Source organism: Mesorhizobium sp. BHbdii (assembly GCF_053848045.1).
Map to the genome: position 1 here is coordinate 428,363 of NZ_JBSPKX010000005.1, position 24,408 is coordinate 452,770.

General features: G+C 63.2%; 17 protein-coding genes and 2 pseudogenes. 10 read left to right on the plus strand and 9 right to left on the minus strand.

The genetic code is table 11. From position 1 onward, the window contains the following. Positions 1 to 118 precede the first annotated feature (118 nt). The 3 genes from ACWTU8_RS25650 to ACWTU8_RS25660 all read right to left on the minus strand — a co-directional run bounded on the left by ACWTU8_RS25650 (position 119) and on the right by ACWTU8_RS25660 (position 4,577). A complete protein-coding gene (locus ACWTU8_RS25650; RefSeq protein ID WP_455850346.1) occupies positions 119 to 1,387 on the minus strand; it encodes a class I SAM-dependent methyltransferase in 1,269 nt (422 codons plus the stop codon). Between the two features lie 558 nt (positions 1,388 to 1,945). Further along, the gene (locus tag ACWTU8_RS25655; RefSeq protein WP_455850347.1) at positions 1,946 to 3,364 is read right to left on the minus strand and encodes a pilus assembly protein TadG-related protein; all 1,419 of its coding nucleotides are present in this window, start codon (positions 3,362 to 3,364) and stop codon (positions 1,946 to 1,948) included. A 343-nt stretch (positions 3,365 to 3,707) separates the two neighbouring features. Beyond that, positions 3,708 to 4,577, minus strand: a complete 870-nt coding sequence (locus ACWTU8_RS25660; protein ID WP_455850348.1) for a transglutaminase-like domain-containing protein — start codon at positions 4,575 to 4,577, stop codon at positions 3,708 to 3,710. A 174-nt stretch (positions 4,578 to 4,751) separates the two neighbouring features. Here ACWTU8_RS25660 and ACWTU8_RS25665 point away from each other — a divergent pair, with 174 nt between their 5' ends. Next, entirely contained in the window at positions 4,752 to 5,423 is a 672-nt protein-coding gene (locus tag ACWTU8_RS25665) for an HAD-IA family hydrolase (protein ID WP_455850349.1), read from the plus strand. Between the two features lie 21 nt (positions 5,424 to 5,444). On the opposite strand, the gene ACWTU8_RS25670 is transcribed toward ACWTU8_RS25665, so the two are convergent. Then, positions 5,445 to 5,684 (minus strand): DUF1674 domain-containing protein, encoded by a 240-nt coding sequence (locus ACWTU8_RS25670; protein WP_065011324.1) that lies wholly within the window; start codon positions 5,682 to 5,684, stop codon positions 5,445 to 5,447. Positions 5,685 to 5,792: 108 nt separating this feature from the next. Between ACWTU8_RS25670 and htpX the strand changes: the two genes are divergently transcribed. From htpX to ACWTU8_RS25700, 6 genes are all read left to right on the plus strand, one after another. Next, the gene (gene htpX / locus ACWTU8_RS25675; RefSeq protein ID WP_455850350.1) at positions 5,793 to 6,809 is read left to right on the plus strand and encodes a zinc metalloprotease HtpX; all 1,017 of its coding nucleotides are present in this window, start codon (positions 5,793 to 5,795) and stop codon (positions 6,807 to 6,809) included. After that, positions 6,800 to 8,194 (plus strand): RsmB/NOP family class I SAM-dependent RNA methyltransferase, encoded by a 1,395-nt coding sequence (locus ACWTU8_RS25680; protein WP_455850351.1) that lies wholly within the window; start codon positions 6,800 to 6,802, stop codon positions 8,192 to 8,194. The genes htpX and ACWTU8_RS25680 overlap by 10 nt, the downstream gene beginning before the upstream one ends. 138 nt (positions 8,195 to 8,332) lie before the next feature. Continuing rightward, positions 8,333 to 10,057: a heparinase II/III family protein gene (locus tag ACWTU8_RS25685; RefSeq protein ID WP_455850352.1), complete on the plus strand. Its 1,725-nt coding sequence runs from the start codon at positions 8,333 to 8,335 to the stop codon at positions 10,055 to 10,057. 232 nt (positions 10,058 to 10,289) lie between these two features. Beyond that, complete coding sequence (gene purH / locus ACWTU8_RS25690) at positions 10,290 to 11,906, plus strand: bifunctional phosphoribosylaminoimidazolecarboxamide formyltransferase/IMP cyclohydrolase (protein ID WP_455850353.1); 1,617 nt, start codon at positions 10,290 to 10,292, stop codon at positions 11,904 to 11,906. A gap of 86 nt (positions 11,907 to 11,992) precedes the next feature. Further along, a complete protein-coding gene (locus tag ACWTU8_RS25695) occupies positions 11,993 to 12,580 on the plus strand; it encodes a transposase (RefSeq protein WP_455850354.1) in 588 nt (195 codons plus the stop codon). A 14-nt stretch (positions 12,581 to 12,594) separates the two neighbouring features. Next, positions 12,595 to 12,981 carry a transposase gene (locus ACWTU8_RS25700; RefSeq protein WP_455850355.1) on the plus strand — a complete coding sequence of 129 codons (387 nt, stop codon included), beginning with the start codon at positions 12,595 to 12,597 and terminating at the stop codon, positions 12,979 to 12,981. Positions 12,982 to 13,149: 168 nt separating this feature from the next. Here the strand turns inward: ACWTU8_RS25700 and ACWTU8_RS25705 are convergent, their stop codons facing one another. Both ACWTU8_RS25705 and ACWTU8_RS25710 read right to left on the minus strand, forming a co-directional pair. Beyond that, a complete protein-coding gene (locus ACWTU8_RS25705) occupies positions 13,150 to 14,526 on the minus strand; it encodes an MFS transporter (RefSeq protein WP_455850356.1) in 1,377 nt (458 codons plus the stop codon). 93 nt (positions 14,527 to 14,619) lie between these two features. After that, on the minus strand, positions 14,620 to 19,404 hold the full coding sequence (locus ACWTU8_RS25710) for an NAD-glutamate dehydrogenase (RefSeq protein ID WP_455850357.1): 4,785 nt from the start codon (positions 19,402 to 19,404) through the stop codon (positions 14,620 to 14,622). 134 nt (positions 19,405 to 19,538) lie between these two features. Here ACWTU8_RS25710 and ACWTU8_RS25715 point away from each other — a divergent pair. Further along, positions 19,539 to 20,103: pseudogene (locus tag ACWTU8_RS25715) on the plus strand (peroxidase-related enzyme). Positions 20,104 to 20,218: 115 nt separating this feature from the next. Then, positions 20,219 to 20,542 (plus strand): hypothetical protein, encoded by a 324-nt coding sequence (locus ACWTU8_RS25720; protein WP_455850358.1) that lies wholly within the window; start codon positions 20,219 to 20,221, stop codon positions 20,540 to 20,542. Positions 20,543 to 20,602: 60 nt separating this feature from the next. Here ACWTU8_RS25720 and ACWTU8_RS25725 read toward each other — a convergent pair whose 3' ends face one another. After that, positions 20,603 to 21,217, minus strand: a complete 615-nt coding sequence (locus ACWTU8_RS25725) for a LysE family translocator (RefSeq protein WP_455850359.1) — start codon at positions 21,215 to 21,217, stop codon at positions 20,603 to 20,605. Between the two features lie 397 nt (positions 21,218 to 21,614). Between ACWTU8_RS25725 and ACWTU8_RS25730 the strand changes: the two are divergent. After that, positions 21,615 to 22,172: pseudogene (locus ACWTU8_RS25730) on the plus strand (DUF1062 domain-containing protein). Positions 22,173 to 22,195: 23 nt separating this feature from the next. Here ACWTU8_RS25730 and ACWTU8_RS25735 read toward each other — a convergent pair. Both ACWTU8_RS25735 and typA read right to left on the minus strand, forming a co-directional pair. Beyond that, positions 22,196 to 22,402 (minus strand): hypothetical protein, encoded by a 207-nt coding sequence (locus ACWTU8_RS25735; RefSeq protein ID WP_166487868.1) that lies wholly within the window; start codon positions 22,400 to 22,402, stop codon positions 22,196 to 22,198. Positions 22,403 to 22,417: 15 nt separating this feature from the next. Beyond that, complete coding sequence (typA, locus tag ACWTU8_RS25740; RefSeq protein WP_455850360.1) at positions 22,418 to 24,247, minus strand: translational GTPase TypA; 1,830 nt, start codon at positions 24,245 to 24,247, stop codon at positions 22,418 to 22,420. Positions 24,248 to 24,408: the final 161 nt, after the last annotated feature.

The window sequence follows — 24,408 nt, forward strand, 5'->3', positions numbered from 1 at the left end:
CCACGCTGGCGATTGGCGAAAACCGGGGTGACAGCCAATCTCCCTCCTTGTGGGGGAGATGTCCGGCAGGACAGAGGGGGGCGCGAAGGATCGCGGCAGAACGCAATACGCATGCTGATCATCGATAAAGATCCGCCCGCGTCGGCGGCAGTCCGCTCGGGCCCCGCGCGCGCTTGGTGACGACGGTCTGGAAAACCTGCGCCGAGGCGCGTTCGAAAGTGATCGAACAGCCGGTGAGATAAAGCAGCCAGAGGCGCGCCTTGGCTTCGCCGACCTCGGCGATCGCTTCGTCGAAGCGTGCGTGGAGGCGCTCGGCCCACAGACGGCAGGTGCGGGCGTAGTGCTCGCGCAAATTCTCGACATCGTAGACGAGGAAGCCGTGCGCTTCGAGATTGCCGAGCGTCATGCCGATCGTATCGAGCTCACCGCCGGGAAAGATGTATTTGATCAGCGCCTTGAATTCCGGCCCTTTGCGCAGTGTCTTCTTGATGCTGCCCTTGTCGCGCCGGGTGATGGCGTGATGCAGATAGACGCCACCCGGCTTGAGCAGGCGATGAATGGTCGAGAAATAAGCGGCGTGGTTAGCGAGGCCCAGATGCTCGAACATGCCGATCGAGGATATCTTGTCGAAGGAGCCGGACAGCTCGGCGTAGGATTTTATCTCGATGGTAATGCGATCTTCCAGCCCCTCGGCGCGGATGCGTTCGCGGGCAAGTTCGGTCTGGGCTTCCGACAGCGAAACGCCATGGCCGACGACGCCGTAATTTTTCGCGGCATGGATGAGCATGGCACCCCAGCCGCAGCCGATGTCGAGCAGCTTTTCGCCGGGCTTCAGCCGGAGCTTGCGGCAGATATGATCGAGCTTGTCTTTCTGCGCCTGGTCGATGCCGTTGGCGAAATCGGTGAAATAGCCGCAGCTGTAGACCATGCGTTCGTCGAGGAAGAGCCGGTAGAAGGCGTTCGAAATGTCGTAGTGGTGCTGGATCGCTTGCCTGTTCGACCCGCTGACGAAGGGGTTGCGCCCGGAAAGGTCGGTCCGCGCCGTCATCTGTTTTCTCGAAAACAGCACGGCCGGCAGGTCGCGCAGGACCGCGAGCTTGGGCAACGACTTTAGCTTCGTCCTGAGCTTGCCGTGCGAAGGCAGAGCGTAGAAATCGAACAGCGAACCACCTTCCACATCGATGGTCTTGGAAATCCACATTTCGATCAGCGTCGAGAGGTTGGGCCGACGCATCACCTGCCAGACGATGTCCTGGTCGTTTATGGTGAGCACGGGTCCTGTGGCGGGCCCGATCCGCTCGCCGGTCCACAGCCTGACCGCGAAACCCGGCTGCAACGTCTCGATAACCGTTCGAACGATCCGTGCGGCTCTCTCGGCTGCCTCCATCCCGGTCCTCCCCTGCTCAGTACGCTGGCTTTCCACGGCGACTTTGCCTGTCCGATCGGACAGTCGCAAGCCGCCAGCGATAAGCTCGCACGGCATTTTCACCATGGCGCCTTGCCATTTGCGGATCGACACCCCATCATGAGGGCGTGTTCAACAAATCGAAAGGAGGTGATCCGATGTCGAGTGATTTCGTTTTCCAGAACGTGGCCTCAGCGGATTGCACTTTCGGGAAGCAGTCTTCCCGTTAAGGCGCGAGATGCGCGGCTGGCGACGCCTGGAGCGCCGCGCGCCCTTTGGACGCGCAAAGGACGCTCCAGCACCTTAAGGTAACGTCGCCGCCATGAGCCGCGCCATGGACGGAAACACGGAAGGCCGCCAGCTTCGCAAGAAGCGGCGGCCTTTTCCGTTCCTGTAATTCCTGTTCTGTAATCGCGCGTCCGACTCGCTGTGGGCACGTTGGAGGCGCGTGCGCCCACTTGGACGGACAAAGTACGCATCAAACTTTGAATCTGTGCATCGCGCTTTGCGAAAATCCAATCCGATTTTCGAGCCGATGCGTCAGCGCTTGATGGTAAGCTTCTCGATGTTCCGGGTGATCTCGTCGAAGGCGGCGGTCAACTCCGCCCCCGTGGCAGCCTCGTAGTAATGCTTCAGCGAAGACGTGTCTGCCGTGGAGCAATTCTTGAGCACGCTCTTTGCCTGGTCCCTCTCGTTCACCGTCATGGTCGGATCATTCAGGGCAAAGCCGATCGTGAATATCTCGATCCCATCGCGCTTCATGTTGTCGCAGATGGCTTCGGCGTTATTTCGTGCGGTCTGGCCCTGACTCTGTGAGGTGGGCTCACCGCGCCCCTTGGCAAAAGCTGTATTGAACTGGCCATCGGTCATCAGAATGGCGATCTTGGCCACCTTCCTTCTGTCGAAATTGGCGGGACCGACACCCTGACCGGCTTCGGCTATGGCTGAGCGCCACGACGGCGACAGCATGTAGTAGCCCCATTGCGCGGCGATGCCGCCGGCCGTAACGCCTGCCGCCTTGAAGCCTGCGATCGTGCCGAGCAGCTTTGTCTCGTCGGCTGTCAGTGCAACGAGTGCCGCGGACGGACACGTCCCCATCCGATAGTCGCGGTTTACCTTAGCCAGATACCGCCTGCCATTGTTATCCAATCGCTCCGTGTAAGGCCCATCGGATGAGTAATCGGCATAGCCGTCCTTGTCCTTGCGTTCGGTGGCGCATTTGTCCGGCGCGGGGGTGGCCGATACTTGAACCGGCGCATCGATGGGCGGCGGCACCTTTGGTCCATATCTCGTCTCGACGAAGACCGTGCTGGCCAATCCGCCGGTGTTGACCGCTTCGGCGTACGGAACGATGGCTACGCGTATACGGGGATCGCTGTTGGCGCGGTTCCATTTAAGCAGATCCTTCACGGCCTTCGAAGCCGCAACCTGCAGGTCGCCAATTTTGTTTGTCTTGGTGTACCAGTTGGCGGCCATCGATCCGGTCACGTCGAGCATCATCGACACCTCGATCGTCTTGTCCGAATAGAGCGCTGTCGTCGATGCAGCGACACGTTGCATGTCGCCCATGCCGAAAATTGGAAAATAAAGGCCGACATTGACATGGACGTCCGCCTGAACCGTCTTGGCGATTTTGTCGACGGCCAATTGGTCGAGGACGATCTGGTCGGCGTTCAGGATGCCCGCTCGGCTGTTGGCATCGAGAAACGCTTGCACCGACTTGTTGGCATCGGCCTCCTTGATGACGCCGGTCGTCAGGTCGCGTGCTGTCGAGGTCACCGCCGCATCGACCACGCCTTGCAGGCTCGACCTGGCGTTGTAGAGCTGGGAAACGTTGACGGCAAAGCCGACACCGAGCGCAAGAACCGACGCGACCATGCCGAGCAGAACCGCGAGGTTTCCGCTTCGATCTCTGGCAAAGCCGCCGATCGCGTGAACAAGACCCCCAAGATGCCGCATGCTTCCGCCTCCATTCGCCACGACCTCAAAGCCGTGTGAAGGCGCATTGCAGGATTCCGGCCGGAATGGCGCCGCCAAGGGACCAACGCCAGCGGCTCATTGTCAAACCGTTGTTTCTGCTTGGTTTCGAAATGCGGCAAGATGAACAATCGGTAAACGAAAAGCCGCTGCGGCAGTTTCGTTTACGAAGCGCTTACCATGATCCTGACGTGTGCCGTGGAGCACAAGAACGCGATCCCGATCCGGCACAGAGGTTCTGTGCCGAAGCGGATCAGGCGCATCAGATCCGTAGGACAGTCCGGATTATCGCAATAAGGGGCGCATGCCGTTCGCGCTTGCGCTTTTATGCCAACATCTGCGCGCTGACGGTCCTGTCGACGCCGCGATGAGGCGGGTTGAACAGGTTGCTTTCCTGCTCGTAGGTCCAGACCTTGAACAGGCTGAGCCGGTGCGGGCCGAAACTGTGCAGCAGCGGCACGTCGGTCGCGTCGCGACCGCGCGCGATGACGACGCGGCCGATCCTCGGCACGTTGTGGCGGGGGTCGAACGTGTACCATTTGCCGTCGAGGAACACTTCCAGCCACGCCGAAAAATCCATCGGTGCCGGGTCGACCGGTACGCCGATGTCGCCGAGATAGCCGTTAACGTAGCGGGCAGGGATGTTCATGCAGCGGCAGAGCGTGATCGCCAGATGAGCGAAGTCGCGGCAGACGCCGACGCGCTCTTCATGCGCCTGCGCCGCCGTGCGGGTCGGGCGCGCATAGCCGTAACCGAACGACAGGCGGTTGTGGACATAGTCCACGATCGCCTGCACCCGCGCCCAGCCGGATGGAACAGGCCCGAAAACCTGCCAGGCCAGATCGCTGAGATGATCGGTTTCGCAATAGCGACTGCCGAGCAGATAGCAGAGCACGTCGTCGGGCAACTCCGCCACCGGCACTTGCCTGGCCAGCGGGTTGACCTCGTCGGTCTCGCCGCTGTCCTCGACGACGGCGTCGTAAAGAATGCGAAAGCCGCCGCCCGGCGCCGTGAAGCGGCGGCAGGTGTTACCATAGAGATCATGATAGAGCCTGGTTGGGACGGAAGGCGAGGTCAGCACACGCGTCTGCCGCTTGATGTCGGCCTGGCGCTCCTTGTGGATCTCGAGCAGCGAAATCACCGGGGTGGCTTCAGCACAGTCGATGGCGATTTCGTAGCCGAGCCGAATCAGCATCGCGTTTCCCCGTTTTTGAGCATCGTCGAAGGCAGTTCGGTCAACGCGAGACGGCTCGCCGTGGTTCCCTCGTATTGTCGAAAAGGCGATCTCGCGCCTTCCCACGAAGCCGACGCCACGTTACGGTCGTCGACAGGCTTTTGGTCCCTCCAAAACAATCTCCCAGGATAGCAGATGTTCGCAGGCAAGAAATTCGCAGCCTTCCTGTTCGACATGGACGGCACGGTGGTCAATTCGATTGCCGCGGCAGAAAGGGTCTGGGCAGATTGGGCACTCCGGCAAGGTCTCGACGTTGCCGCATTCCTGCCGACGATCCACGGCGTGCGGGCGATCGAGACCATCGCTCGGCTGGCGCTTCCCGGCGTCGACCCGATGCGCGAGGCCGATGCGCTTCTGAAAGCCGAGGCGGCCGATATCGACGGCATCCTTCCGATCGCCGGCGCCGCTGCGTTTCTGGCGTCGCTGCCGCCCGAGCGCTGGGCCATCGTCACTTCCGCGCCGCGCGAGCTGGCTCTCCTGCGCATCGCGGCCGCCGGCATCCCGCTTCCCGCCATCCTTGTCGCGGCCGAGGACGTTTCCCACGGCAAACCGGCGCCCGATTGCTTTCGGCTGGCGGCCGAGCGGCTGGGCGTCGATGCGCGCGACTGTCTCGTTTTCGAAGATGCGCCCGCCGGCATATCGGCGGCCGAGGCCGCAGGTGCTGCGGTCGTGGTGATCAGCGCCACGCACCAGCATCCGTTGCAAACGCCGCATGCTGTGATCGCCGGTTATGACGCGATCGGCATTGCTGTCGACGACCGCGGCTGGATCGCCATTGAGCCGGAGCGCACCCCCGAGGTCTGCTGACCCTCCGGTATCCTGTCGTGCCTAAAAATCGCTGGTCAGGCCCTTGACCTCCCAGTCACCATAGCGGCCCGGTTCCTTGCCGCCACGGCCGCCGATCTCCTTCGGCACCGCGGCTTCCTGCTGGCGATAGCGTTCGCGCCGTGCTTCCGCCTCCGCCAAAGCGCGGCGGGCTGCCGGCGTCAGCGTCTTTTGCGGCGCGCCGTAACCGGGATCGGCGTTTGTATTGCTGGCTTCGCCTGTTTTACTGGTTTCGTCGATCATGCGATTTTCCCGGCGGATTGAAACAGGGCCACACGTTTCCCATCATATAACGATGAGCCGACAAGGATCGACTATTTTTCCGCAGCGCCGACAGAAACGGAGCAGACAATGAACACACTTCGCACCGCTATGCTTTTGGCAGCGATGACGGCGCTGTTCATGGGCGTCGGCTATCTGATCGGCGGGTCGGGCGGCATGGTGATCGCCTTGCTGATTGCCGCCGCTATGAACCTGTTCAGCTATTGGAACGCCGACAAGATGGTGCTGTCGATGAACCGCGCCGTCGAGGTCGACGAAAGGAACGCGCCGGAATATTACGCCATCGTGCAGAGCCTCGCCAGACAGGCCGGCCTGCCGATGCCGAAGACCTATCTGATCGACAACCCGCAGCCCAACGCTTTCGCCACCGGTCGCAACCCGCAGAATGCCGCGGTCGCCGCCACCACCGGACTGTTGCAGCAACTGTCGCATGAGGAGGTCGCGGCTGTCATGGCACACGAGCTCGCCCATGTGCAGCACCGCGACACGCTGACCATGACGATTGTCGCCACGCTTGCCGGCGCGATCTCGATGCTCGGCAATTTCGCCTTCTTTTTCGGTGGCAACCGCGACAACAACAATTCCTTTGGCATTATTGGCGTGCTGGTGGCGATGATCGTGGCGCCCTTTGCCGCGATGATCGTGCAGATGGCGGTCAGCCGCACCCGCGAATACGAGGCCGACCGGCGCGGCGCCGAGATCTGTGGACAGCCGCTTTGGCTTGCCTCGGCCCTTGACAAGATCGCCCGCGGCGCCGAACGCATCCGCAACCCGGATGCCGAGCGCAATCCGGCGACCGCCCACCTCTTCATCATCAATCCTCTTTCCGGCGAGCGCATGGATAGCCTGTTTTCCACCCACCCGAGCACCGACAACCGCATCGCGGCGCTGCAGGCGATGGCGCGCGATATGGCGTCCGCCCCCGCTCAGCGGCAGGCCGCGATGCCGCGGCAGGCGGACGGGCAGCGTCCGTCGGGCCCGTGGGAGAGGGCAGCCGACCAGCCTGAGCAGTCTACTGAACCGGCCAGGCCGAAATCCAATCCCTGGGGCCGCAATCCGACCGGACCCAAGGGTCCGTGGTCGTGAGCCAAGCGAAACGCCGGCACCGAATTTCAGGCGATCATGAAAACAATGCAGCGAGCCCCGACGAGCCCGTCGCTGGTCTCGCCGCGCGCAAGGCGGCGGCACGGCTGCTTGCCGCCGTCATCGATGCGAGGACCCCGCTGGACGGACTGACCGACCATGAGAACGGCCATCCGCAATACAAGGCGCTCGACCTGCGTGATCGAGCGCTGGTGCGCGCCATACTCGTTACTGCGCTGCGCTTCCGCATGACCATATCAGGGTTGCTGGCCCGTCGCCTGGAAAAGCCGCTGCCGCCCAACGCCACCGCGCTTTCGCACATTCTGCATGTAGCAGCGGCACAGATCCTGTTCCTCGACATTCCCGACAGCGCCGCCGTCGACCTTGCCGTGACCCACGCCAAATCCGATCCGCGCACAGTACGCTTCTCCGGTCTCGTCAACGGCGTGCTGCGCACGCTGGCGCGGTCCAAGCAGGCCGAGTTGGCTGCAGCGCTTGCCGCCACCGACGAAGCGCCGAAGTGGTTTTCCGACCGGCTGAAAGCCGCCTATGGCGTGGACAAGGCCAGGCAAATTCTCGCCGCTCACCGGCACGAGGCACCAGTCGACTTCACCATCAAGTCCGACCCCGCGCTGTGGGCCGAGCGGCTCGGCGGCATCGTGCTGCCGACCGGCACGGTGCGAGTGGAAAAGCTCAGCGCCTCCGTCACCGAATTGCCGGGCTTCGAAGACGGCGCCTGGTGGGTTCAGGATGCCGCCGCCAGCCTTCCAGCCCGGCTCTTCGGCGACATCAAGGGTTTGCGCGTCGCCGACCTCTGCGCCGCCCCCGGCGGCAAGACCGCTCAGCTCATTCTCGGCGGCGCCAATGTAACCGCCGTCGATACCTCGAAGAACCGGTTGGCGCGGCTATCGCAGAATCTCGAACGGCTTGGTCTGTCCGCAGAGATCGTCCAGGCCGATCTGCTCAAATATGAGCCGGAACAACTGTTCGACGCCGTTCTCCTCGATGCACCGTGCTCTTCGACCGGCACGGTGCGGCGGCATCCCGACGTGCCCTGGACGAAGACAGCGGCCGACATCGAAAAACTCGCCGATCTGCAGCGAAGGTTGCTCGCCCGAGCCGTCACCCTGGTCAAGCCCGGCGGCCGCATCGTCTTTTCCAACTGTTCGCTCGACCCGCTCGAAGGCGAGGCGCTTTACCGCGCCTTCCTTGCCGGGACGGCGGACATCGTCGACGATCCGCTCCGCCCGGGCGAGATCGCCGGCATCGGTCCGTTCCTGACGCCGCAAGGCACGCTGCGCACCACGCCCGCCGATCTGGAGCTCGGCTCACCGGAACGGTCCGGCCTGGACGGCTTCTTCGCCGCCCGCTTTCGCAGAGCCGGCTAATGCTGACAATTTGTCGAGTATTTTAGGAAGAATCCTGCGGAAAACAGGCTGAACGCCAAGGCCTCCATGGAATTCGCCTTCGCATAAGTTCTTGAAGCATATAACTTGTCTTCGGGTTGAGGGGTATGAGGAGGGCTTTTGGCGATCGCTGCCGGCAGCACGACGCTTCTATGGACGCTTGTCGCGAAGGAGTTCTGGCGCAAGACGCGCCGGCGCCTGCGTGCCGGGCCGCTCCATCGCTGGCGATACTCCGGCCGCACGCCGGAACGGGTGTTGATCGCTCCGCCGGACCTGCGCCTGGCCGACCCGCAGATCGCGCTCGAGATCTATTATGGCCGCTATCCGCTGTCGGGGCATCTGGTCGAGACCGGCGGCAAGTCGCCCTTCCAGATTGCCGTGCCCAATCCCGGCTGGCAAAAGGCGCTGCACGGTTTTCGCTGGCTGCGCCATATGCGCGCCGCCGGCACCGAGCTTGCCGCAGCCAATGCCCGCGCGCTGGTCTCCGACTGGATCACTATCCATGGCAGCAACATTTCCGGTGTCGCCTGGGAGCCCGGCACGACGGCCAAGCGCGTGATTGCCTGGCTGCAGCATTCCTCGGTGGTGCTGCAGGGCGCTGAATTTCCCTTCTACCGGGCCTTCCTGAAATCGCTGGCCATGCAGATCCGCTATCTCAGGGCGATGGCACGCCAAATGCCGGACGGCAAGGACAGGCTGCGCGCCCGCATCGCGCTTGCCTTCGCCGCTCTGTCACTGCCGGCACCGCCATCGGCGCTGCGCGGTGCGACACGCAACCTCGCCGAGGAGCTCGACCGTCAGATTCTGCCGGATGGCGGGCATATTTCCCGCAATCCGATGGCCGTTCTTGAAACCCTCGCCGATCTTCTGCCGCTGCGCCAGACCTATGCCAATCAATCCGAAACGCCGCCGGCGGCGCTGATGGGCGCCATCGATCGCATGCTGCCGGCGCTGCGTTTCTTTCGCCACCAGGACGGCAGCCTCGCCCGCTTCAACGGCATGGGCGCGACCATCCACGACCGCATCGCCACCATACTACGCCACGACGACACCGCCGGCGCGCCGTTGCTGCACGCACCGCATTCGGGCTACGAGCGCCTCTCCATGGGCGGCGTCACCGTGATCGCCGATACCGGCCCGCCACCGCCTATCGATGTTTCCAACGCGGCGCACGCCGGATGCCTGGCCTTCGAGCTGTCTTCCGGCCGCCGCCACTATGTCGTCAACGCCGGCGTCGATACCTATGGCGCCGCCGAATTCCGGCCGCTTGCCCGCGCCACGGCCGCCCATTCGACCGCCACCATCAACGACACCTCGTCGGCGCGTTTCAGCCACTCGCTGCGCGTCAACGATCTGCTCGGCACGCCGTTGATCGGCGGCCCGCAGCATGTGCTTTGCAAGCGCACCGACCAGCAAGGCAGCCAGGGTTTTCTGGCTCGCCACGACGGCTATGTCGCGCGCTTCGGCTTCCTGCATGAGCGCGAACTGAAATTGTCGACGAACGGCAATGTGCTCGCCGGCAGGGATCGCCTTCTGCGGCCGGGCAATGCTGCGATCCGCAACAACGGCCGCGATCTCGTCACGGTACGCTTCCACATCCATCCCGACATAGGCCTGCTCCAGGACGAGCACGGTCGCCTGGTGCTGACCGCCGAACAGGCCGACACATGGGTGTTCACCTGCGCCGAAGTCGCGCCCGAGGTCGAGGAATCGATTTATTTCGCCGGTCTTGGCGGCCCGCGCCGCAGCCGGCAGATCGTGCTGGCCTTCAAGGCATCGGAGGTTTCCGAAGTCCATTGGCAACTGACGCGAACGGCCATCGCCGGTCATTCGGCAAAAAGCTGAGACTGCAGATGGCAGCGGAGCGAATGGTCCAGGCCTGGAGCAAAGGATGCTGTAACGCATCGGCCCGAAAATCGGAACGATTTTCGGAAAGTACGATGCGTAGGCCGAAAAGTGTTAGAGCGTACTCTGTGCGTCCAAGTGGACGCACGTCGCTCTAACGGCTTGATTTCCGGTCGCCATGTGCTACGGCGCGCGGACACTTTCCCAACCAGCCGTGAAAGGCCGCCAGCCCATGGCCGTCGCCGCCAAGAACATTCCCGCGCCCGACCTCGTTCCCGTTCGCCGCGCGCTGCTCTCCGTCTTCGACAAGACCGGGCTCATCGATTTCGCCAGGGCTCTGGCCGGGGCCGGCGTCGAGCTGGTCTCCACCGGCGGCACGGCAAAGGCGATCGCCGAGGCAGGCATGGCCGTGCGCGACGTCTCCGACCTTACCGGCTTTCCCGAGATCATGGACGGCCGCGTCAAGACGCTGCATCCGTCCGTGCATGGCGCGCTGCTCGGCGTGCGCGACGATCCCGAACACGCCGCGGCGATGCGCGATCATGGCATTGAGCCGATCGATCTCGTCGTCTCCAATCTCTATCCTTTCGAGGATGTCCGCCGCTCCGGCGCCACTTACGCCTCGATCGTCGAGAACATCGACATAGGCGGCCCGGCGATGATCCGCGCCTCGGCCAAGAACCACGCCTATGTCGCCATCGTCACTGACCCCGAGGACTATGCCTCGGTGCTCAACGCACTGGAGATGAATTTCGGCTCGCTCTCGCTGGATTTCCGCAAGAAACTGGCGGCTAAGGCTTTCGCCCGCACCGCCAGCTATGATGCGGCGATCTCCGGCTGGTTCGCCGAAGCGCTGGAGATCGAGCATCCCACCTGGCGCGCCTTCGGCGGCAGGCTGGACCAGGTGATGCGCTACGGCGAAAACCCGCACCAGAGTGCCGGCTTCTACGTCGATGGCGATAAGCGGCCGGGCGTCGCGACGGCGCGCCAGCTTCAGGGCAAGCAGCTTTCCTACAACAACATCAACGACACCGACGCCGCCTTCGAACTGGTCGGCGAGTTCGATCCGGCCCGCTCCGCCACTGTCGCCATTATCAAGCACGCCAACCCGTGCGGCGTCGCCGAGGGCGCTTCGCTGAAGGCGGCCTACGCCAAGGCGTTTGCCTGCGACCCTGTCTCGGCTTTTGGCGGCATTGTCGCGATGAACCGTACCCTCGATGCCGAGGCCGCCGAAGAGATCGTCAAAACCTTCACCGAGGTCATCATCGCGCCGGGTGCCTCGGAAGAAGCAATCCGCATCGTCGCCGCCAAGAAGAATCTGCGCTTGCTTGTCACCGGCGGCCTGCCCGATCCGCGCGCGGCCGGCTCCACCGTGAAATCCGTTTCCGGCGGGCTGCTCGTCCAGCGCCGCGACAATGCGGTGGTCGATGACCTCGACCTGAAAGTGGTGACCAGGCGCGCGCCGACGCCGGCCGAGATGGCCGATCTCAAATTCGCCTTTCGCATCGCAAAGCACGTCAAGTCGAATGCCATTATCTATGTCAGAGACGGTGCCACCGTCGGCATCGGCGCCGGCCAGATGAGCCGGGTCGATTCCTCGCGCATCGCCGCGCGCAAGGCGCTCGACGCGGCCGAAGCTGCCGGCCTGGCCGAGCCGCTGACCAAAAATTCTGTCGTCGCCTCGGATGCTTTTTTCCCGTTTGCCGACGGGCTGCTGTCTGCGATCGAAGCCGGCGCTACCGCCGTCATCCAGCCGGGTGGCTCGATGCGCGACGACGATGTCATCGCCGCCGCCGACGCCCACGGCATCGCTATGGTGTTTACCGGCGTGAGGCATTTCAGGCATTGAGCAGTCTTCCCTTCTCCCCTTGTGAGGCCTTTGCACAGAATCTGATTGGTGATTCTGTAGTGTTGGTCACTACGGGAGATTCGCGGATGGTTGATCGTGTGCTTGGTCAATTGAGCTTGGCGGACGGTCTTGCGGTGTCGGATGAGACGATCTTCGATCTTGTTGCGAAAGAGATCGACTGGGGTCCGATCGACGGGCTTTTGGGCGCACGCAGCGGAGCCGGGCCAGGCACGGCCAGCTATCCGGCACCGGTGCTGATGCGCTGCCTGTTGTTGGGTGTATGGCATGGGCTGAGCGATCCGGCGCTGGAGGCACAGATCCGCGACCGGCTGTCGTTCCGCCGCTTTGCCGGCTTCAGCCTCTCGGATCGCACGCCTGATCATTCGACGCTGTGGCGCTTCCGCGAGGAGCTGACGCGCGAGCGGCTGATCGACAAGGTGTTCGAGGAGATCAACCGCCAGCTTGAGGAGAAGGGCCTGATCGTCAAGCGCGGTACTCTGGTCGATGCCTCGTTCTTGCAAGCTCGCGGCCGCCCGCCGAAACAACCCAAGAAGGGCCACCAGGGCCCGGTCAAGCCATCGGCGGACAAGGATGCGCGCTGGGGCAAGAAGGGCAAGAAGGGCACCTTCGGCTACAAGATGCACACATCGGCGCCGACCAGGATCATACACTGATCCGGCGCGTCGAGGTGAGCGACGCCTCGGTCACCGACACCGAGCCGCCCGACGCACTGATCAGCGGCGATGAAAAGGCGGTCTATGGCGATCAGGCTTATTATACCCACGCCAGACATGCCCGGTTGATCGAGGCAGGCATTAAGGACCGCCTGATGCGGCGACCCAACAGACATCATCCCAAGCTGCCGCCGCGCCAGAAGCTGCGCAACCAGCTGATCGCCAAGATGCGGGCGGCGGTCGAGCGGCCCTTCGCCGTGTTCAAGGAGACCTATGCCATGCGGCGTCTGCGCTTCTTCAACCTCGCCGCCAACCGCACGCAATGCATACTGGCCGCCTGCGCCTACAACCTGCGGCGCATGATCAGCGCCCTCCATCCGCCTGGCGAGAAGCCGGCATAAGCAGGAGTCCGTCCACAATCGGCCGGATCGGCCGATTGCTCTCTGGCAAATGTCTTGCCGAACAGCCAAGCAGCGCTTCGCCGGCCCCCAAAGGAGGCCGATGCCCCCAACCCGACGTCCATACGCCTTCTCTGCAAAGGCCTCCTTGTAGGAGAAGGGAAGAGCAGTTCACTCTGCCGGCTGGTCCGCTGGATAAGGCGTGCGGACCAGGATCGCCAGACCGACCCCGAGGAACAGCACGATTGCCGCCATGCCTAGCCGCGACGAGCCGCTGGCCAAGGTGATCGTGGCCACCATAAATGGCGCAGCAAAACTGGTCGCCCGTCCGGCCAGCGCATAGATGCCGAAATAGCGGCCCGATTCGGCAGCGGTGACGCTGCGCGCCATGTAAGAGCGCGACGATGCCTGCACCGGCCCAAAGGCAAGCCCGATCAGCAGACCGAAAAAGATGTAGGCTTTTTCGGCGGGTGTACCGAACAACCCGCCGCTATCGGCTCCGGGCATCATCCAGGCACCGAACAGCGTGTAACCCGGCCCGGTCGAAACGATGCCGATCGTGGCAATGCTGAGCAAGACAAGCGAAATCATCACTATGGCCTTGGAGCCGAGCGCCACGTCGAGGCGTGCGGCAACCAGGCAGCCGACGATGGCGACGACGTTGAGGATGATGCCGAACAGGCCGATCTCGGTGATCGACCAGTGGAACATCGCCGCCGCAAAGGCACCGCCCAGCGCAAGCAACGCATTGACGCCATCCTGATAGATCATGCGGGCGACGAGAAAGCGGAAGATGCCGCTGCGCTTGCGTATTTCGCCCAGCGTCGATTTCAATTCCGACAGCCCCTCGCGCACCGCCGGTCCAAGGGGAATACCCTTGGCCGCATCCGGCGTGAAAAAGAACATTGGCAGGATGAACAGGAAATACCAGGCCGCTGTGAGGGGTCCGGTCGCCCGTGCGTCCTCGCCGAGTTTCGGATCGAGCCCGAGGATCGGGTGGAGGCCGACGATCGTCTTGCCGGATTCCGGTGAACTGGCCATGAGGGCGACGACGAGGATCAGCGCGATCATGCCGCCGAGATAGCCAAGGCCCCATGCCATATTCGAGATTCGGCCGATTTCGCTCTTCGGCACCAGACGCGGCATCATCGAATCGTTGAAGACGGTCGAGAATTCCGCCGCGACCGAGGCCAGCGAGAAGAACAGCACGACCAGGAAAAGGTTCGAGCCGGGAGCAGCGAACCACAGCAGGCAAAGACTGGTGATCTTGATCGCAGCGAAGAGTGCGATCCACGGTTTTCGCGGGCCGGTCTGGTCGGCGACCGAGCCGAGGATCGGCGACAGAACGGCGATGGCCAGACCCGCCGCGGCGATGCCGTAACCCCATGCCGCCTGCCCCGTTTCGGGATCGCTCGCCATGCGCGAGACGAAATAGGGCCCGAAGATGAAGGTGGTGATGACCGTGAAAAACGGCTGCGCCGCCCAGTCGAACAGCATCCACCCCCAGATGCCGCGTCTCGACGTCCGCTGCACTGCTATTTCGGCCATATCCCCTCCCACGAAACGGTGCCCCGAAGCGGGGAACCGCTTCGCTCTATAGCGCAGTTCTTGCCGGCAATCGCGCGCGATTTGGAAGGCTTCTCACAGCACCGCCAGGTCGCTGATCAGCCCCGATGCCACCGACAGCCGCGACACCGTGATGTCGCCGCCCTCGGTCAGCGCCTGCAGCCGCTCGCGGATGCGCCCGACCCTCTCGCCGCCGGCCTCCAGCCACGCCGTCACCGGATCCGCCGCCTTGGCGTGGCCGGTGAGCGCCGCCACCGCGATGCCGCGCCTGGCCGCGCCGATCGTGTCGGTGGCGCGGGACAGCGCCAATTGGTCGTAGTAGTCGGACGGCGCGATCGAGCGCGCCGCATCCTCGACGCGCGGAATGCGGAAGGCATCGCTGACCGCGAAAAACGCCTTCGCAGCGACGACGATGTCGGCGTTCGCCGTTCGGGCCGTCAGCGCGATGTCAGGGACGACGCCCGCCACATCGGTCAGCGCCAGCTGTTCTGCCAGTCTTTCGGGCGCGCCGCCCTTGGACAGACCATGCCGCCGCTCCTCGATCCGCTCGCGCGAGAAGGCCGGCAGCAGCGAAACCAGCTTCGGCTCCAGTGCCTTGCGCGCGTCCTGCAACTCGGCGATCCGTTGGCCGAGCGGTGCGGTGCCGCTATCGTTCTTGAGATACCAGCCGCTGGCCACATAGGTGAGCCGGCTAACCGCCTGATAGAGGTCGAGCTGCACCTGCCCGTCGATCTGGTTATCGAGCGCGTCGATCTGGCGATAGAGCGCCGGCAAGCCGAAGCCGTCGCGCACCACGGCGAAGGTCCGGACCACGTCGGCCGCACTGCGTCCGGTTGCTTCCTGCAGCCTGTTGACGAAGGATGGGCCGCCCCGGTTGACCAGATCGTTGGCGACGACACGGGCAATGATTTCGCGGCGCAGGCGATGGCCATGGATCTCGGCCGCGTATTTCTTCGCCATACGGTCCGGAAAATAGCCCATCAGGTCACGGTCGAAATGCAGATCGTCCGGCACGTCGCTGGCGACGATGTCGGAAAACAGCACGATCTTGGCATAGGCCAACAGCACGCCGAGCTCGGCCCTGGTCAGCGGCTCGGCGCGCGCCTCGCGCTCGGCAAGGGCTGCCGGCCACGGCAGAGCTTCGACATTGCGGTCGAGCAGACCGCGCGCCTCGAGCGCTGCCATGAAACGGCTCTGATGGGCGATGTCGGCAAGGCCGCGCTTGCGGGCAAGGGACAGCGCCAGCGTCTGCTCGTAATTGTTGGACAGCACCAGCGCGCTCACCTCGTCGGTCATCTCGGCAAGAAGCTTGTTGCGCGCTGGGCGGGTCAGCGCCCCCTTGCGCATGGCGGAAGCCAGCGCGATCTTGATGTTGACCTCGACGTCCGAGCAGTTGACGCCGCCCGAATTGTCGATGGCGTCGGAATTGCAGCGCCCGCCATTCAGCCCGAACTCGATGCGGGCTCGCTGCGTCGCGCCGAGATTGGCGCCCTCGCCGATGACCTTGGCGCGCACATCGAGCGCGGTCACCCGAATAGCATCGTTGGCGCGGTCGCCGACATCCTGGTTGGTTTCCGTCGATGCCCTCAGATATGTGCCGATGCCACCGAACCACAAAAGGTCGACCGGCGCCTTGAGGATGGCGCTCATGATCTCGACCGGCGAAGCGGTCGTCTTGCCGAGGCCGATCGCCGCGGCCGCGGCGGGCGGCAGCGTGATCGACTTCTGGCTGCGCGAGACGATGACGCCGCCTTCCGACAGTTTTGTCTTGTCATAGTCCTGCCAGCTCGAACGGGTGAGGGCAAACATGCGCCGGCGCTCGGCCATCGAAGCCGCCATGTCGGGAGCGGGATCAATGAAGATGTCGCGATGGTCGAAGGCGGCGATCAGCCGGGTCTTTTCGGACAGGAGCATACCGTTGCCGAACACGTCGCCCGACATGTCGCCGACGCCGACGACGGTGAAGGGCGTGGTCTGGATATCCCGATTCATCTCGCGGAAATGCCGCTTGACTGCTTCCCAGGCGCCCTTGGCGGTGATGCCCATCTTTTTATGGTCGTAGCCGGCCGAGCCGCCGCTGGCGAAGGCGTCGTCGAGCCAGAAGCCATGTTTCTCGCTGATGGCGTTGGCGGTGTCGGAGAAGGTCGCCGTGCCCTTGTCGGCGGCGACCACGAAATAGGGATCGTCCTGGTCCCGCCTGATCACACCGGCTGGCGGAATGACGCCGTCTAGGCCGATATTGTCGGTGATCGACAACAGGCTGGAGACATAGTTCTTGTAGGCGGACGCGCCGGCTTCGAAGATGGCGTCGCGGCCGGCGCCCATCGGCAGCTTCTTCGGATAGAAACCGCCCTTGGCGCCAACCGGCACGATCACCGCATTCTTGACCTGCTGTGCCTTGACCAGGCCGAGCACTTCGGTGCGGTAGTCCTGGGCGCGGTCCGACCAGCGCAGACCGCCGCGGGCGACTGGGCCGAAGCGCAGATGCACGCCCTCGACCACGGAACCGTAGACGAAGATCTCCCGCCACGGCCGCGGCGCCGGCAGGCCGTCGACCGCTTGCGAGTCGAGCTTGATCGCCAGCGACTGGCCCTTCTCCTTCAGATCGGGAACGAAGTGATTGGTGCGTAGCGAGGCTTCGATCAGGTTGAGGTAGCGACGGATGATCGTGTCGTCATCGATGTTGGGAACCTCTTCCAACGCATCCCTGATCTTAGCCTTGAGGTGCTTGGCTGCGACTACGCCTTCCGTCTCGGCCATCGGTCCGAGGCGGGCGACGAACAGCTCATGCAGGCCACGCGCGATCTCCGGATAGCGGTTGAGCGCGGCGGCAATGAAATCCTGGCTCTGCGGGATCCCGGCCTGCTGCAGATAGCGGCCATAGGCGCGCAGGATGGTGACCTCGCTCGACCAAAGGCCGGCGGTCTGGGCAAGGCCGTTATAGCCGTCATTATCGATGTCGCCGCGCCAGACGGAAAGGAACGCGTCCTCGAACAGCGCGCCGCGGTCGCCAAGGTCGATCGGCTTGCCGTAGCTGTTTTCGAGCTCCATGTCATGGATGAAGACCATGCCGGAAGCCTCGTCCCCGACCTCGAAGGTGCGCTCGCTGATAACGCGGAAGCCGATGTTCTCCAGCACCGGCACCCGCCGCGACAGCGCCACCGGGCTGCCATGGTGATAGATCTTCAGCGCCGCTTGATGCGGTTCTTGGTTGGCATGACGGTAGTAGTCGATGGCGATCGGATTGGCCGCGCTGATCTTGGCGATGCGCCCGGCATCGGCCAACGCCTCCGCCGGCGAGAAGCTGTCGCGATAGCTTCCCGAGAAGCGCGAAGCGATCGCCGTGAGCGCCGCATCTGCGCCGCTCTCGGCCGCGGTCTCCCGCAGAATGTCGTCCCAGGTCCGCACGATGGCGCGGATCGCTGCCTCGATCGTCGCCTGGTCGATCTTCGGCGTCCTGCCGCCGGAACGGCCGATGATGAAGTGGACACGCGCCAGCCCGCCTTCCGGAAAGGCGGGGTAGTAGGCCGACAGCCGGCCTTGGAACACCGTCTTCAGATAGGTGCCGATCTTCTCGCGTACGACGCTGTCGTAGCGGTCGCGCGGCACGAAGACGAGGATCGAGACGAAGCGGTCGAACTGATCGGCGCGCACCAGCGCTCTGACGCGCGGCCGCTCGATCAGCCCCAGAATGGCTTCGGCGTGCTTGCGCAGGATCGGCACCGGAACCTGGAACAGCTCGTCGCGCGGATAGCTCTCCAGCACGTTGATCAGTGCCTTGCCGGAGTGATCTTCAGGATTGAAACCGGATTTGGCGATGATGGTTTCGGCTTTCGACCTGAGATAAGGGATCTTCATCACCGAGCGCGTGTAGGCAGTCGAGGTGAACAGGCCGACGATGCGCAGCTCGCCGGCAAGCACGCCCTTGGCGGTGTACGTCTTGACGCCGATGTAATCGAGATAGATGCGGCGGTGCACCGACGATTTGGCATTGGCCTTGGTGACGATCAGCGGTTCCGGCCCGTGCAGGAAGGCGCGAATTTCCGGCGTCGTCGACACCGCTTCGGTGCCGCGCCGCAGCACCAGCACGTCGGGATCGGAGAGGATGCCAAGGCCGGGCTTGTCGGTGCGCTCCAGCATGCCACTCTTCTCGCCGCCGGTGTATTTGAACTCGCGCATGCCGAGGAAGGTGAAATTGTCGTCGCGCAGCCATTCGAGAAAGGCGATCGCTTCAGTGACATGGGCCTTGTCGAGCGGCACCGGAGCGTAGCGGAACTCCGAGATTGCCTGGTCGAGGCGGGCCAGCATCGGCTTCCAGTCGGTGACAGCGGCGCGCACTTGGCCTAATATTTTCTTCAGCCGCTCGGCCAATGCGTCGGCCTGATCGGCCGAAAGACGGGCGATATGGACGTGGATGACGCTCAGCCGCTCATGACTGTGATCGCCCTTGGCGAAGCCGCCATCGCCGAGGATTTCATCGACGCCGCTCTTGCCGTGCCTGACGACGATGACCGGATGGGTAACCAGCAACGGTTCGCCGGCGCTCTCAGTGATCTCGCCGAGGATGGAATCGAACAGGAACGGCATGTTGTCGTTGACAACGGTGATCACGGTAATCGGCCTGCCCTGGCGGACGACACCGGAATCAAACTCTATGGCGACGACGCAATCGCCCTTCTTGTGCCTGGCGACGGCGCGTCCGGCGAGATCGGCTGCGCGTTCGAGGGCGGTGACCTCATAGGCGGCGACATCTTCGGCTGGCGCTCGGGCCAGCAGGTAGTCGGCAAGCCTGCCGGGTTTCTCGCTGCCTTTGGCCGTGCTCATCTTTTTCAACTGGCTTGCGGATTTCAGGCCGGCCATGTCGCTAGTCCCTCCCGTCATATGTTTTATAACTATGATAGCAGATGGCCGATATTGGCGACAAAGGTTTGACCGCTTGCGACGAAATGTCGGAATTCGTCAGCAAATCACCGACGAACAAGGAAAAACAGCCCATGGCCGGAAAAATCACTGCACTTGGCCTCGCACCCGCGGAACTGAGCGAGGCGACGAGGGCCTATTTCGCCAAATGCGAGGAGAAGCTCGGCCTCGTTCCCAATGTGCTTTTGGCCTACGCTTTCGACGAGACGAAGCTGCGTGCCTTCACCGATATGTACAACGATCTGATGCTGGGCCAATCCGGCCTGTCCAAGCTGGAGCGCGAGATGATCGCGGTCGCCGTCTCCTCCATCAATCATTGCTACTATTTGCCTCGCCGCCCATGGCGCGGCGGTGCGCCAGCTTTCCGGCGACCCGGGCTTTGGCGAGATGATGGTGATGAACTTCCGCGCCGCCGACCTTTCCGCTAGACAGAAAGCGATGCTTGAATTCGCGGTGAAGCTGACCGAGCAGCCGGACAAGATCGTCGAGACCGACCGGGCAGCACTGCGTGAGGCCGGCTTTTCCGACCGCGACATCTGGGACATCGCCTCGACCGCCGCCTTCTTCAACATGTCGAACCGGGTGGCGGCGGCGGTCGACATGCGGCCGAACGATGAATACCACGCGATGGCGAGGTGATGATCTTTATATTAGCTGCCGCGCATTCTCGTTGCGTGTTCGCCGTTTTGGTCCGATGATCGCAATACGGCGCGACCGCATGCCGGTTCGATGCCGCTGGATCAAGGAGGAGAACATGGCGAAATTTCTATACGTTTATCATGGCTCCGGGAAGATGCCGACCGACGAGGCCGAGCGGCAAGCAGCGATGGATGCCTGGAACGGCTGGTACGGTAAGCTCGGCTCGGCCGTTGTCGACGGCGGCAATCCGGTCGGCATGTCGAAGACCGTGCTGCCCGGCGGCAAGGTCGAGAACAATGGCGGCAGCAATCCGACCGCCGGTTATACAATCATCGAGGCGAAAGACATCGACGATGCCGTCAGCAAGGCCAAGGATTGTCCTATCCTGAAGGACCCGGCTTTCAGCATCGAGATCGCGCCAATCATCGAAATGGGCTGACGCGTAGCTTGGTTGAGCATGATCTTTCCGAAAACCGGTTTCCACTTTTCGGGATCATGCTCAGGACCGCACCGCGATCGCCGCCGCAGCGCCGGCCATGGTGGTGGCGCTGACGCGGTTGGCGATCTTCATCGCCCGCTTGCTCTTCAGCAGTTTTCGCGCCTGCGCCGCCGCCAGCACCCAGGCCAGATCGATGGCGACCAGAACCACGGCCATGGTCAGCGTCAGCTCGACCCAGCCGACGATCGTCACCGACGCGAGATCGATGATGGTCGGCAGCAGCGCCAGATAGAACATCATGATCTTGGGATTGCCGAGCGTCACCGCCATGCCGGCAAAGAACAGTTTGACGGCCGACTCTTCGCGCGGCATCTCGCCCTCGCGCGCCTCGACCGGGGCCGTCCACATCTTCCAGGCGAGGTAGGCGAGATAGGCGACGCCGACCCACTTCAGCACGACAAAGGCGAGATGGAAGGTCTGCGCCACCACCGCCAGCCCAAACACCGCCAGCGACAGCCAGATACCCTCGCCGATCCACATGGCGAGCAGGAACGGAAACACATCGCGAAAGCCTTTTGCGATAACCCGCGCCACCAGAGCGGCAATCGAGGGGCCGGGCGAGCCGGCGGCGACGAAAAGGGCGGCGGCGAAGATCAGAAGCGATGTGAAGTGCATGACCGATATCTCTGTTTTCGGGCGTTGGCTCTTACGCAAGACTAGCCCAACTGGCCGGGCAACGGTAGCGCTCACCGAGAAGAGCCTTGCCGGCCAAACTTCTCGCGGCTAGAGTTCCGTCCCGACACATTTTCGAGCTTCACTTTGCCTACGTAACCGCCGGTCTCGTCAACTCCCCCGACACAATGCATGGCGCCGTTTTCGCGACGTCTGCTTCATTCATGTGTTCCTCAGGGTGGCGGTTCGAGACCGGTTTGGCACTGCTGAACCGTTGTTGCGTTTCACCACCCGCGACACCTAATTTCCGACCACCGCAGCCTCTCGCCACGCCGTGGCCCACATGGGCATCTCGACATCGCCGATCTGACGAACCTCCCGACGGGAAGGGTTTTTCGGCATGTCTTCGATACTGCTTATCCGCTGGGCGATCGCGCCCAAAACCGCACCTCGACCTCACATCAACTGCAATCGCTGCGGCGGCCTGAAACCTTACCACTGCAGCGGGGAATTCCGCGTCAACGCCAACGGCAAGCGCATCGATGCGTGGCTGATCTAGCCCGCGCTGCTGCAGGCGCTCGCAAGCAACGACCCGGCCCTGGCGCGTCGCCATGCCTTCGATGTTGCCGCACTGCGAAGCGGGGCCGGGCGCGTCGAGGAGTTTTCCGAAGCCGCTGTTCTTAAGGAGGTGCTCGGCGACAGGCCGGAAAACACCACCGCTCTCGAACTCCAACTCGGGCTCGAAACGCCGACAGCGCTGCGGCTAGACCGCTTGCTCGCCAGCGAACTCGGCATCTCGCGATCGCGGCTTCAGGCCTGGGAAGAGAAGCGATTGCTGGTCGTTGGTCCGGGCCGGGCCAAAGCTTTGCGCAAGCCGCCTCGAGCGGGGATGGTGATCCGCATCGAGCTCGTCGGTGAGCCCGACCGGGAAGCCATCATCTCGGCTGCAGGTGGATAAGGCGAGATAACTGCGACCAGGGGTCAGTCGCCCTCTTCGGGGACCGAGCCAATCAAACCCTTGGCCGCTTCGACATCACTGTCAACGACTTGCACATGGATCAGGCCGAGCCTGCTGTCGGTCATATGAGTCGCGAGGGCATAGATCCCATACGCTTCGAGCATCGAAACGCAAACTTCGGCCTCGGGCCGATTGTCGTATATGACAGCCGTGACGAGTTTGCCGCTCATTGCGCGGTATTGCATTTAGGCCGCGCCGACCACTTTCGCCGACTTCTCAAAACGCTTGCGCTCGTTCGGGTCGAGATAGAGCTTGCGCAGGCGGATGGTCTTCGGCGTCACCTCGACCAGTTCGTCGTCCTGGATCCAGGCCAGCGCGCGTTCCAGCGTCATGCGAATCGGCGGCGTCAGCTTCACCGCCTCGTCCTTGCCGGCGGCGCGGATGTTGGTCAGCTTCTTGCCCTTCAGCACGTTCACTTCGAGGTCGTTGTCGCGTGAATGGATGCCGATGATCATGCCCTGATAGACCTTGACGCCGGGATCGATGACCATCGGACCGCGGTCTTCGAGGTTCCACATGGCATAAGCCACTGATTCACCCTGCTCATTGGAGATCAGCACGCCGTTGGTGCGGCCCGGCAGCTCACCCTTGTAAGGCTCGTAGGCATGGAACAGCCGGTTCATGACAGCGGTGCCGCGCGTGTCGGTCAACAGTTCCGACTGGTAGCCGATCAGGCCGCGCGTCGGCGCGTGGAAGACGATGCGCTGGCGGTTGCCGCCTGAGGGGCGCAACTCGACCATCTCGGCCTTGCGCTCCGACATCTTCTGCACGACGACGCCGGCATGCTCCTCGTCGACGTCGATAACGACTTCCTCGACCGGCTCCAGCAATTCGCCGTTGTCACCCTGCTGCATGACGACGCGCGGTCGCGACACGGCGATCTCAAAACCTTCGCGGCGCATCGTCTCGATCAGCACGGCAAGCTGCAATTCGCCGCGGCCGGAGACGAAGAACGAATCCTTGTCCGGCGACTCCTCGATCTTCAGAGCGACATTGCCTTCGGCCTCGCGCAGCAGGCGGTCGCGAATGACGCGGCTGGTCACCTTGTCGCCCTCGGTGCCGGCCAGCGGGCTATCGTTGACGAGGAACGACATCGTCACGGTCGGCGGATCGATCGGCTGCGCATGCAGCGGTTCGGTCACCGACGAGTCGCAGAACGTGTCGGCGACGGTGCCCTTCGACAGGCCGGCGATGGCGACGATGTCGCCCGCCTGCGCTTCGTCGATCGGCTGGCGCTCGAGCCCGCGGAAAGCCAGGATCTTCGAGATGCGGCCGGTTTCGACCTGGCTACCGTCATGATGCAGAACCTTGACCGCCTGGTTGGATTTCAGTGTGCCGGATTCGATGCGGCCGGTGATGATGCGGCCGAGGAACGGATTGGCCTCCAGTATGGTGCCGATCATCCGGAACGGGCCGGGATGGACGGTCGGCGCCGGCACATGCTTGATGACGAGGTCGAACAGCGGCGCCAGGCCCTGGTCCTTCGGACCTTCGGGGTTTTCCGAGACCCAGCCGTCGCGGCCCGAGCCGTAAAGGATCGGGAAGTCGAGCTGCTCGTCGGTCGCGTCGAGCGCTGCAAACAGGTCGAACACTTCGTTGACCACCTCAACGTGGCGGGCGTCCGGCCGGTCGATCTTGTTGATGACGACGATCGGCTTCAATCCGACCTTGAGCGCCTTGCCGACGACGAATTTGGTCTGTGGCATCGGCCCTTCGGCGGCGTCGACCAGCACGATGGCCGAATCCACCATCGACAGAATGCGCTCGACTTCACCGCCGAAATCGGCGTGGCCAGGGGTGTCGACGATGTTGATGCGAGTGTCCTTCCAGTCGACCGAGGTCGCCTTGGCCAGGATGGTAATGCCGCGCTCCTTTTCCAAGTCGTTCGAATCCATGGCGCGTTCGGCGACGCGCTGGTTGTCGCGGAACGAGCCGGACTGTTTCAGGAGCTGGTCGACGAGGGTGGTTTTTCCATGGTCGACGTGCGCGATGATCGCGATATTACGAATTTTCATGTTGTGGTCTCGGGAGTGTTGCAGGCAGCAGGCCAAAAGGCGCTGCCTCTTTCGGTTGGGCGGCTCATACAGGGTTTTTCGCAATTGCGAAAGAGGAGGCGTGCCACCAAATACATGGTCACCAAATCTTAAGCGTCTTGGTGTGAAATGGAATTATTAAC